Here is an 11306-nt window from a genome sequence, read left to right on the forward strand (position 1 = left end):
ACTCAACAATGAAACAAATAGGAGAAAAAATATGAACATTAAGCGTTTTTTATTAATCAATAGTATGGCCTTGAGTTTATTGGGTGCTTCAATTGCATCAGCCCAATCCACTACAAGTAATGTTGCTACGCCCGCGCATCATTCATCTCAATATCGTCAGATGAACAAAATATTGACGCCACAACAGCAGGCAGAATTGGCCAAAATTAAGAAAAATTTGCGAGCTCAAATGCTTCCATTAATTAAAGAAAAGCGTGCACTTAGTTTGCAAATAAGAGGAAAGATAGCTACCCCAAATGCATCATGGAGTGATATATATCGCTTGGTGGAAAAAAAGAATGCGGTTAATCTGAAAATAAGTACTTTATTAGCTAAAACTCAATTACAAACCTATCAAAAATTGGGTATTTTGTTGCCTACTCATCACCGTCATCATGATTGTAACATCCAAAATAAAAATATGGCAAAAAAGTAGATCGTGGGACCTATGGTCAATATTCCCTAATAAATTAACGTGAGTATCGGATAAGGATTATATAAGATCTAGTCTATGTCTAGGTCCGTTTGGGCTGAGGAGCCGATCTCTTTATCCGAATCACGTTAAATAACAAACCATGTGCACTAAAAATAGGATTATTTTAGGTGATTTATCTTGACAAAGCGAATTAATTTTGGCCAGATTGGAGGATAGGAAAAAAAGGAGAATGGAATGAAATTAAAAATTGATAGAAACTCATTTTTTAGCTCCTCTAAAGCTCATACCGTGACTGCAGAGACCCAACAGGAACTTCATTTAAACCGAGCTGCTTGTGTTATCCAACGATGGTGGAAGCAGTTGCATTTGAAACAAACTGCTTTAGAATCATCTCGTTATGTTCACGATATGATTTCACTTGCACAAGCTCGCCAGGATTCTTTCCCTCAATTAGAAAAATTCATTTTGGCACCTGAGACCCTAAAAACAACGCGACAATTATTAATGCATCTGGAACAAGCTAAAGACCTCATTGTACCGTCTCGTATGAGTGTCTCAAATGTATACCAGGCAGAACGTCAATTTTTAGCAGCTTATATGATTGTAAGTAAATCTAAATTTCTCTTTGAAGCCTCTACAGACATTGACGAACTTCTATTATCTCGCGCCGAGGAAATGCTAAAGTCTTTTGAAGACTTATGCGCATTTATGAGTACTGTTTATTTAAAAGAAAAAGCTATTTCCGAATCACCTCTGGCGGAAAGAACTCCTTTTGCAGACAAAGTACTTTCCGGTTTAAATAGTGGACGAGTAAAAAGTGATTATCTTTTTATGACAGTGGGTCGAGATTATTTAGAGTCTTTTCATAATAAGCAAATGGCTTATTATGAAACATTTATTGACTGGGAGGCTAAAAATCTCTATAAACTCGCGAAAATTTTAATCGATAAATATTTAGAAATAGAATCACACCGGTTTAGAGCCCTGCATAGTCTTGATCCAAGGATGTTAGAACTATATGAAGGTTACGGTAATCAACAAGAAACACTAAGAAAAAGGATTTTATCTTTACTTGGTGAAGAAGGCATTCGCATGCTTTCAGAAGAATTAAACAAGTTTCAAGATTCACTTGAAGCAAATAAATGGATAACTTCTCCAAACGATGCTTTAATCCATGAACTTGCATTAAATCCAAAATTAGAGCTTTCTTCTGAGACCTGCATAATACGTCCACAAAAAGATATTAATGCAGCAATAACTGCTTTAGTTCAAGATAACACAAATGTAGATTTGATCCTCGATGTATTGAGTGAAATACGTAATACACTAACGATATTCACTCCTAATAACAGGCAACAATTCATTAAATTGCAGCAAACTTTTAGTAAGGAAGCGATGAAAACTCAAATTGAAACATTGGGTTTGCAAGAAGGACTACAGCTAATCATTACTGCCCTATTAGAGCAAATTCAGCTTCTAGAGTCGCCGGTACACTTACAGGAAACGAAGCTCTTTCTTAAGAGTATGAATCAACGAATGAATGACATTGAAGATGCAGGAATTCTGCTAAAAGAGGCTCTGGATTATATTTATTATAAAATGTCTCAAATTAATTTAGAACTTAATAATTTTCAAATTAATCAATCACGCGGATTAATTGCGAGAAATATCGTTACTTTTGAGCAGAGAAAATTTCAAGAGCGATTATCCGATAAGCAATTTAACCTTGAATTTGTTTTAGGGTGGATTGAGAAATTCGTCAGTGCACCACAGGATTATCGACTTGATCTACCTATTTTATGTTCAAAACATCTTGGATCTTATGTATCTTCTGCATTATTAATTGCGGTTTTGCAGCAACCAGGAAACACCGTATTACACACTATTCCAGAGACTTTCTATCTGGATCGCTTAAGAATAGTAGATTGGCATGCTCAATATCAAAATTTAATTTATACAGCCACTTTCTTAAGTTATTTAGAAGCATTCTGCCACGATTATGGTGTGATGCTTTCTTCTGTGGAGTTATTGCAAGAAAAAAGTAGGTTGTTACATATTTTAGAAACAGGGGCACTTAATCCCCAAGAAAAAGCAGATGATCTTATAACAACCATAAATCGGTTGTTACTAAAGAACAAAAAAGAGTTAACACTTATGGATCAAAATACCCTCAGGGCATTGGTAGAAAAATGCTGCTTAGGTACGAATCAAGTCACCCAAATTATTAATAAACGTTTGGGAGATCAGTTGTCGGTGTATTTTCTAAAAGGATATTTTCCAGAAAAAGCTATTTCTCTAGTGAGCAGGTATGATTTAGAACCTGAATTTAATAAGCTAGGGAAGGAAATATTGCCGGTACTTCGCCTACATACCAAAGTTCATGGTGCATTTTATCAACAACAAATGGAACACTGTTTATGGAAACCGCTGTTTACTGTATTGCGACAACCAGCAATTTCAATCTCACTTCCTAGCTTATTTTCACCTGAACGTGAATCTATTTGTAGTACCCATACTTACATGCATAAACTCGCTTTTGTACTTAGTGGATTGGCATTAATTCAGCAAGCGGTTGTTCATTCCGATATGTGGAATTTGAATCTAACAATAAAAAATACCACTTTAAAAGAGCTTGCTGGTTCATTTGGCTTAATCGACATGATAAAAAATCCAAATATTACTAAAGAGGTCCTTGAACGTAGACTTATGGATCTGATGCAACATGTTGCGAACGAATATGAACTTCCTTATGAAGCATCGGATAAGAAAAAAATGGCACGTATGATGCGTTTAGCAAAAAATGAACAATCGTTGGGTTGTAAAGCATTTCTGGCTGAATTAATCAACCTAACAAAGCAGTATGTAATGGAAAATAAAGCCCCAATTAATCCCAGTAATCTAGTTGGAGAGTTTAAAGAAGAAATAAGTGAAATTGGCATAAAAACAAAAGAGCTGATTCAACAAATCAAAAGTGCTCATCATCCTTATGATATTTTCCCTGAAGCAGCTACTCTTCCTTTGCTTCGCTCAGGAAGAGCAATTGGAGAAATCAAATAATGTGAGTTCGATATAAAAGACATGCCTTTTACGTCGTTAACCGAACGTTAGCTGTATCATTTACCTCAGTTGCAAGATAATCCTAGAAAAAGTTGTAGGAGCCAACTGCTTTGTCTAGGATAATGAATACTAAAGTTTGTTGGATTATTGAGTTCCAAGTCCTGCATCAGAACATTTTTCAACAACAATTTGTTTTACTAATTCGGCAAGTAAATTATAGCTTTGTATTCTGTGAGAAGTGGCTCGCCAGGCGACACCAATTTGTCTATAAGAATGATCATTTTTTAAGGGAACAGCAACCAGATCCGTATTTGCAAGGATACTGCTGTTAATCGCCAAGTTAGGCAAAAAGGTAATGCCTGGTTGATGATTTACCATTTGGATTAAGGTATGCAGACTGGTAGCATAAAACGAATTGATTTTTTCACTTTCTTTAAGTTGACAGGCTTGTAATGTATGTTCCGTAAGACAATGTTCTTTTTCCAAGAGAAAAATGCTGTTTTCTGGCAGCTTTGCCATTTCCACATCAAATCCTTTTCCCAACCAACTTTGAGGTAAAACAAGCTTAAAATAATCCTTGCATAATATTTTTGTTTGGAAGTTTGCGGTTGGATAGGGAAGAGCCAATATAACCATATCCAGTTTTCCTTCACCCAAATAGTTTAATACATTATCTGTTGTATCTTCTCTGATGAATAGAGATAAATCGGGATAACGTTGCTGACACATAACTTGGAGATCACTTAAAATAAATGGAGCAATGGTGGGAATAACGCCGAGATAAAATTTTCCCTGCATTGCTTTTCCCTGATTTTTCGCAAAATCAACTAACTCATTATTTTGTTGAAGTATGAGTCGGCCACGACGTACGATTTCTTCCCCTAAAGCAGTAAACAGAAATGTTTTATGATCTCTTTCTAGCAGCTGAGCGTCTAGAGTTTCTTCAAGATTTGTAATAGCAGCGCTCAACGTGGATTGGCTAATAAAACATGCTGTAGCCGCACGACCAAAATGTTGGTAGTCATGTAGGGTTATCAAATAATGGAGTTGTTTTAAACTAATTAATTTATTCATCGTTTTTTTCGATTAATTAAATCGATTTTATTCACTTTATATAATTATATACCCTATCTATAATTTAATTGAAGTGAATAATGAGAGCTCGACATAAAAGGCATAGAAATACCTTTGATATCGTGAAACTCGCAATAATGAGGAGAAATTTATGTTAACTGTTGGTCAAAAAATCCCTGAATTTTCTATAGTAGCTGTAAAACCAGGGTTTAATAATCATGAAGAACATGGTGTCAGCGCTTTTGAAACTGTTACTGAAAAAAGTTTTCCTGGAAAATGGAAAGTAGTGTTTTTCTATCCTAAAGACTTTACTTTTGTATGCCCAACAGAAATTGTGGAGTTTGCAAAATTAAATGGTGAATTTAATGATAGAGACACAGTAGTCCTGGGGGGAAGTACGGATAATGAGTTTGTGAAATTGGCTTGGCGTAGAGAGCATAAAGAGTTACATCAGCTTAATCAATATAGTTTTGCCGATGTTCAGGGAAAATTAACGGATGGTTTAGGTGTCCGTGATGAAGAAAGTGGTTGTGCATTAAGAGCAACATTTATCATTGATCCAAACAATGTGATTCAGCACGTTAGTGTTAACTCACTCAATGTAGGTCGTAATCCTCAAGAAGTTTTACGTATTTTAGATGCCTTACAGACTGACGAGTTATGTCCTTGCAATCGCCCGATTGGTGGTGAAACATTATAAAACGAGATACTCCTGCTAATGAACCAGGAGTATTTTAAAGGAGCTGATTATGTCTATTGAACAATTGAAACAGACTATACCTGATTTTGCTAAAGACATTCGCCTTAATTTGAGTAATCTATTTGGTAATATTGCTCAGACCGGTTTAACGGATACTCAATTTTATGGTGTTGCATTAGCTGTAGCTTATACCTTGAAAAATAAAAGTATAATCAATGCGATTAAAACAGATGGGGAAATGCATCTTTCGCCTGAATTAGAACACGCTGTAAAAACAGCAACTGCTTTAATGGCTATGAATAATGTGTATTACCGTGCAATTCATTTAGCAGAAAATAAGGAACTTTCAACGTTACCCGCTCATTTACGAATGAATGGTATGTTAAATCCCGGTGTGTCCAAAGTTGATTTTGAGTTATTTGCTTTGGCCGTATCTGTGATTAATGGTTGTGGAATGTGCATTAGTTCGCATGTAAGACAATTACTAGAACATGGATTGGATAAAACCACTGTTCAATCGGTACTGCGTATCGCAGCTGTTTTGAATGCTTCGTCCTTTGTTCTGACACTAGAGGAGTGACCATCCATTAAAGCGTAATCTAAAAAATAGGATACTTGATCTTGATTACGCTTACTTTACCGTATCCCTCGTGGCCGCTTATCTTTTGTTTGGATAGGCTAAGTAATATGATTCATCCTCGACTCATTCTTTTTCTCATGATTAGGCATCCTGCCAGCCTTCGGGTTCTAAAGGAATGATTATCCATAAGATAATGTATGCTATAAATGCAGCTCCTCCAAGTAAGAAAAAAATAACAAAAATTATTCTCATCCATACTGGATCTACACCAAAATAAATGCCTAATCCGCCGCATATTCCAGCAATTTTTCGATCTTTACGGGAGCGCCATAATTTTTTATAAGGTGGATGATTACGCATAACTTACCTTGATGTTGAGTGTGTAAACCATTTTTTTCCCTCCACAAAACGGGCAATCATCATGCAGCTTACACTGTTGCATGTTACATTAAGCATTGTTGCAAGTGGATCAATGATAATACTTATTGCCGCAATGATCATTAAAACCGATGGCGGAAACCCATAAACACTTAAAATAAGTAGTTCTCCAAGCATTCCTCCACTAGGAATGGCCCCCATTACAGTGCCAACCAATAAAGAAATTCCTAATGCAGTGAGTAAAACACTAGGTTCGGAAAAATTTAAATGAAAAATTCCAAACAGAAAAGCAATTTTGAAAACACCGCCGATTACAGAACCATCTTTGTGGATAATAGTACCTAGAGGAATTACGGTTTCATAAATTTCGGGAGCAACTTTCATTTTTTTGACGCTTATTAAATTGGCAGGAATACTTGCGGCACTACTGCATGTTGCAATTGAAGTAACTGCAGGCAAAAAGATATTGCGCCAAAATAACCTTACTCCCTGAGTTTTCCCTGCCAAATAGGCAAAAAATGTATCGATTAGGACAAAATATATTAGTCCAGAAGCGTAATAAAGAATGCCAACCCGAAGATAATTCGTCATTAATTGCGGGCCTAAATCATGAACTAAAACGGCAAAATAAGCAAAAAAACCAATAGGGGCATAGTACATAATTAGTGCAAAAACACGCATGAACACTTCTTCGCCTGCTTGTAAAAAATCAATAAATGGTTTTCCTTTTTCATGAACATGAGATGTAGCAAGCCCAACAAGGATTGAAAAAATGATTAAAGCGAGAATATGTTTATGAGACAGTAAATGATTGAATTCTGAAACAGTAAAAATTTCTGGAATTTGATCCAAAAAACTAAGTGCGGATGTTTTTGCAGAAAAAGACAACGGTAAAACAACGTCTTGGGCAGGTGGAAAGAAGCTAACTATAAAAAGAGCATAAAGTGCTGCTATTACACCAGTAAATAAAAAAATAATCGTCATATAAAAAGCAATTCTGCTTAATTTGCCCATAACGCTAATGCGTGCAATTGCAGAACTGACACTAAAAAAAATCAAGGGCACAATGGTTGTAAAAATTAGATTAAGAAAAATTTCGCCAAGAGGTTTTAGATAGGGTGTTATTTTGCCAAAGAAGTAGCCGGTGAAGCCACCAAGGACAATTGCTGAAATTAAAATCAGCGAAAAAAGATAAGATTCAGAAACTTTTTTTGCCGCAGCCATGGACCAAACATCCTCAACATGTTTTATATTTTTGATAAGAAGTTTTCTATTGTATCCCTTTGCTTATAGATTGCGCCATAGCAGGTTTTTTTTCGATCATTCAGTAAATTTGATTATAAAATACCATCATTGAATTAATAATTTGCAGCATGTATAATGCGTGGCGCTTATAATGTAACCCACGAGGGAGAATCGTTATGCCTTCAGCTAATCCTGTAGTTTATAATCAAGCCAACCTTTATTCTTGGAGGGAGGAATTACCTAGACTTCAGTTACAAATATCGGAAAAAGTGGGCTTAATTGAAGAACAGAAGCAACATCTTCGGCCACTCCAAGGTCACTTGGATACCACAAATAGACTCATTTCAATCGTGCAAAGTCAACTTACCAACGCAGATATCAATGCAACTCAAGATATGATCCATCACATGCACGATCATCACCACCATGGTCATCAGCACGGTCACCATCATGGTCATAGAGATGGAGTACTGCACTATATGGGTGATTTTGCAAGAGAATGGAACCGAAATCAATTACAAAGTGAACTCACACGTTTGCAGGTAGAGCGTCGTTCACTCCAAAGTCAAATGCGCCCCTATGAACGGATAATTAATGAAACAAATGCTGAATTAGTTCAATTACGTTCGCAAGAATCGTTTTTAAAGAAGCATATCCCAGCTGCTGAATCATTTTTACATGCTTTAAATGAAAATCCATTAGAATTAGTGACTGCTTTGGCAAATAGGTTGGAAAAAGCATTTGTTGACTATGAAGATACTCATCTTACAGGACTTTCCCCACAAGTACGTATCAGTTTGATTGCTGCACGTTATGGGTTAAATGAGTTAACTCGTTATGATGGTGGCTATAATCCAGCGGTCTTGCATACTACACATCGAGCTAATTATTTGCGTTTATCTGGCTTTATATGGGATATGTATTCTCGAGTAAAACAAGAAAACCAAGATAGTGCATTTGAAAAGATTTTAGCCGAGCTTGTTGAAAGTACTCATGTTCTTCAACATGGGGATTTACCTGATCATTTGCGAACAAACTTTAGTGCCCAGGCATGGTTTGAGGGATCGAAAAACAAAAATTCAGCCGTTTTTGCGATTCAACCTGCCCAATTAACAAATATAGAAGAACAAATTTTTACTAATGGATTGGCTTTTTTGAAACGAAACAATGGTCCATCTAATGATTTGCAAAAACATATTATGAATGCGGGTGATTTGATTGACGCAGAAGTGACTATGAAAAAACAAAAACAGGAGCCTATTGACTATCATTTTTATGGCCGAACAGTACGCGTTTTAGGGGAAGCGCTAGCGAAGCCTATGGATATGCAAGCTGCAAAACGCTTAGGAGGCATTGCAGAATATGCGTCTGGAAGTGCTTCTGTGGGCAAACAAGTTTTAGGTGGTTTACTTATTGCTTTAGGCGTTTTGCTTGTTGGCGCAAGTGTTGCTGGTTTTGTAGCTTCGTTTGGTTCAAGTTCCGCATTAAGTGCTGTGGGAATGGCTTTGGGATTGAGCTTATTGCAAACACAAGTTGTTTTGGGCGTTACTTCTTCATTAGCTGCTGCTTCTGGAATTGGATTAACCTTTTTTGTGGGGCCTAATACTATGAAGTCAGGGCAGCGTCAGGGGCTATCGCAAGAACTGGTTGATGTTAAAGAAGGCATGGAACATGATGCTTCTCAACCTTACGAAGTTACCTACCATTAATTCATTTTTTGAATGACATCATTTTGCCATACTCTATACTTGAGAGTATGGCATAGAGTTCTGTTTTAAAAGCTCTATATCTTTTTATTCTAGGACGATCATGATGATGCAGCGACATTTTTTCAGACAAAAGACTTCTTCTGATTTACAAGTAGCAGAAGTTCAAGACTGTTGTATTCAAATTCCCTCTGCTACTGATATAGAACAAATGCATGGGATGCCTGCTGGTGCTGAAGAAGATCAGTTCAACCGCTTAAAGCATATGACTCAAGTGATCTTAGAAATTCACGCAATAGATTCTGCTTTATCAATTATCGATACGGATCAAGTGAATTTATCACGTTATTGGAGTCAATTATTTGCCGCAATGCAAAAAGGGGATGAGCAATCCGCATTAGTGTGTTTCACTAAAATTCCTAAAAGAGATACACTTCTCAAAGCATTATTGGCAGTGCATACACCGGAATATCTGCAACAAATTATTATTGATTGTATCCAAGCGCAGCGTAAAGGGCAGAAGCAATTAAACTCAGATGTTGTGATTACGCCCAAAACTCTAGAGGTATTAATTAAAGATATTGCAATGACCTTATTTCATTCTGGAAAGGTTCATTTTTCTTTTGGTTTGCCAACGCATCATGCCTACAGTGATGAAGGCAGTGGTTTTTGTATTTTGAATAAAACGGCTATCCTACTGAAACAGGTGCAAAGTCTACATAGCGAACCACTCAAACACATTATTGTAGGAACAGATGTGAATCGAGATAATGGTTTATGTGATATTTTGATGCAATCTGCTTCAGATATGGATATATGCCATATCGATATTTTTGATTCGCGTGTTTATCCTCAGCAGGATAACTCTTTTATCAATAAATTATTTAAACGAACGGGTAAGGATGTAGGACAAGAAATTCATTCATGGAAGACGGGAAATTTACAGTATTTTGCTGTAGATTTAAGTGCAACAATTCGTAAACCTGGAACTGTTCATCCTGCATTGGTTTTTGCTCTCGAGGAAATCGTGGAACAAGTTGAAAATGCAAAAGCAAAAAATCAGAAAATAGCACTTTTTTTACCAACGGGTTGGGATTCTCATGAGGCTGAAACAGCTTATTGTGGGAAATTTGTTGATGGTCGATTAATGGGTAAAACAGAAGCAAGGAAAACACGCTTTAATGAAACGGATTTAACTTATTTTTATGAGTGTCTTTTTCAGCTCTATCAAGAAAATAAAGAACATATTGAACGAGTATATTGGGGGTTAGAAGGGGGCTATGATCGGCCCATGTATGAGCAACAAATCCGGTTATTAATGTCTCTTATTTTGAACAATCTGGTACATCAGGATCAAATTGAACCTGATAATCCTATGAGAATGAGCGACTAAGGAACCTACGCGTTCCTAAGGTAAATAATAATAGGGATTCGGTAGTTTAAATACTTTTTGAGCATAACCACCTTTTAGATCACTGTTTTGATCGCCTATAGAAGCTACAATTGTATAACCTTTTTCCGTGATTGTTTTTCGTGCATGTGCTTTAAACGGGATAATGGATTTGGATGAATAATTTATGGGACGTAAATAAAGCCCAGACCATTGATTATAACCTGCTTTAATTAAATTTTGTTCTGTGGCTTTACGTTCGGATTCATTTCTACCGGTGACAAAAAATACGTTGACATTATGAGCAAGGGCGTCTTTATATAAAACAAGCATTGGCTTAATGGCTGGGGCATTCGCAGCCATTATATCTTGATGAAATTGTTTCCGATTCCCACCGAAATCACGTTGAATCATTACGTTGTAATTGGATAAGCTAGTTTCGTCAATGTCTAAAACAATGGCGAGTTTTTTATGTAATTGTTCTTTTTTATTGAGTTTGACCTGTTGATCGATATACTTTTGGGCTTTTTGGATGATTTGACTTAACTCTTTTTGATAAGCACCTGAATCATGATACCGTTTGAGCTCATTTTTCACTACAGTCAGATTGGGTGGTTCAGCAAAAATTGGATTTGAAAAAAGAGATACTAATAGTATTGCACTGAGTATTCGAGCGAATAAATTCTTCATTATTTATCCAA

The 11306-nt window shown here is 36.2% G+C and carries 10 protein-coding genes; 6 read left to right on the forward strand and 4 right to left on the reverse strand.

Annotated features, from left to right (window positions below):
- Positions 1-31 precede the first annotated feature (31 nt).
- Both Lgra_RS13675 and Lgra_RS17955 read left to right on the forward strand, forming a co-directional pair.
- A complete protein-coding gene (locus tag Lgra_RS13675) occupies positions 32-475 on the forward strand; it encodes a hypothetical protein (protein WP_058499828.1) in 444 nt (147 codons plus the stop codon).
- A gap of 234 nt (positions 476-709) precedes the next feature.
- Positions 710-3532, forward strand: coding sequence for a TCP11-related protein (locus Lgra_RS17955; protein WP_162264327.1), 2823 nt, complete (start codon positions 710-712; stop codon positions 3530-3532).
- Positions 3533-3676: 144 nt separating this feature from the next.
- On the opposite strand, the gene Lgra_RS13695 is transcribed toward Lgra_RS17955, so the two are convergent.
- Positions 3677-4606: a hydrogen peroxide-inducible genes activator gene (locus tag Lgra_RS13695; RefSeq protein WP_058499830.1), complete on the reverse strand. Its 930-nt coding sequence runs from the start codon at positions 4604-4606 to the stop codon at positions 3677-3679.
- Between the two features lie 151 nt (positions 4607-4757).
- Between Lgra_RS13695 and Lgra_RS13700 the strand changes: the two genes are divergently transcribed.
- Both Lgra_RS13700 and Lgra_RS13705 read left to right on the forward strand, forming a co-directional pair.
- Positions 4758-5306 carry a peroxiredoxin gene (locus Lgra_RS13700; RefSeq protein WP_058499831.1) on the forward strand — a complete coding sequence of 183 codons (549 nt, stop codon included), beginning with the start codon at positions 4758-4760 and terminating at the stop codon, positions 5304-5306.
- A 49-nt stretch (positions 5307-5355) separates the two neighbouring features.
- Complete coding sequence (locus Lgra_RS13705) at positions 5356-5886, forward strand: carboxymuconolactone decarboxylase family protein (RefSeq protein WP_058499832.1); 531 nt, start codon at positions 5356-5358, stop codon at positions 5884-5886.
- 141 nt (positions 5887-6027) lie between these two features.
- Here Lgra_RS13705 and Lgra_RS13710 read toward each other — a convergent pair whose 3' ends face one another.
- Together Lgra_RS13710 and Lgra_RS13715 are read right to left on the reverse strand one after the other, a co-directional pair.
- On the reverse strand, positions 6028-6246 hold the full coding sequence (locus tag Lgra_RS13710) for a PspC domain-containing protein (RefSeq protein WP_058499833.1): 219 nt from the start codon (positions 6244-6246) through the stop codon (positions 6028-6030).
- 3 nt (positions 6247-6249) lie between these two features.
- Positions 6250-7488: a dicarboxylate/amino acid:cation symporter gene (locus tag Lgra_RS13715; protein ID WP_058499834.1), complete on the reverse strand. Its 1239-nt coding sequence runs from the start codon at positions 7486-7488 to the stop codon at positions 6250-6252.
- Positions 7489-7685: 197 nt separating this feature from the next.
- Between Lgra_RS13715 and Lgra_RS13720 the strand changes: the two genes are divergently transcribed.
- The gene (locus Lgra_RS13720; protein WP_058499835.1) at positions 7686-9218 is read left to right on the forward strand and encodes a hypothetical protein; all 1533 of its coding nucleotides are present in this window, start codon (positions 7686-7688) and stop codon (positions 9216-9218) included.
- 100 nt (positions 9219-9318) lie between these two features.
- Entirely contained in the window at positions 9319-10608 is a 1290-nt protein-coding gene (locus Lgra_RS13725; protein ID WP_172468386.1) for an arginase family protein, read from the forward strand.
- A 15-nt stretch (positions 10609-10623) separates the two neighbouring features.
- Here Lgra_RS13725 and Lgra_RS13730 read toward each other — a convergent pair whose 3' ends face one another.
- Entirely contained in the window at positions 10624-11295 is a 672-nt protein-coding gene (locus tag Lgra_RS13730; protein ID WP_058499837.1) for an HAD family acid phosphatase, read from the reverse strand.
- Positions 11296-11306: the final 11 nt, after the last annotated feature.

Source organism: Legionella gratiana (genome assembly GCF_001467695.1).
In the GTDB taxonomy this organism is placed as follows: Bacteria; Pseudomonadota; Gammaproteobacteria; order Legionellales; family Legionellaceae; genus Legionella; species Legionella gratiana.

Bases quoted from the DNA above. Each gene is read 5' to 3' on its own strand.
- Lgra_RS13700 (WP_058499831.1), top strand. From the start codon at position 4,758: ATGTTAACTGTTGGTCAAAAAATCCCTGAATTTTCTATAGTAGCTGTA.
- Lgra_RS13710 (WP_058499833.1), bottom strand. From the start codon at position 6,246: ATGCGTAATCATCCACCTTATAAAAAATTATGGCGCTCCCGTAAAGAT.
- Lgra_RS13695 (WP_058499830.1), bottom strand. From the start codon at position 4,606: ATGAATAAATTAATTAGTTTAAAACAACTCCATTATTTGATAACCCTA.
- Lgra_RS13715 (WP_058499834.1), bottom strand. From the start codon at position 7,488: ATGGCTGCGGCAAAAAAAGTTTCTGAATCTTATCTTTTTTCGCTGATT.
- Lgra_RS17955 (WP_162264327.1), top strand. From the start codon at position 710: ATGAAATTAAAAATTGATAGAAACTCATTTTTTAGCTCCTCTAAAGCT.
- Lgra_RS13705 (WP_058499832.1), top strand. From the start codon at position 5,356: ATGTCTATTGAACAATTGAAACAGACTATACCTGATTTTGCTAAAGAC.
- Lgra_RS13725 (WP_172468386.1), top strand. From the start codon at position 9,319: ATGATGATGCAGCGACATTTTTTCAGACAAAAGACTTCTTCTGATTTA.
- Lgra_RS13720 (WP_058499835.1), top strand. From the start codon at position 7,686: ATGCCTTCAGCTAATCCTGTAGTTTATAATCAAGCCAACCTTTATTCT.
- Lgra_RS13675 (WP_058499828.1), top strand. From the start codon at position 32: ATGAACATTAAGCGTTTTTTATTAATCAATAGTATGGCCTTGAGTTTA.
- Lgra_RS13730 (WP_058499837.1), bottom strand. From the start codon at position 11,295: ATGAAGAATTTATTCGCTCGAATACTCAGTGCAATACTATTAGTATCT.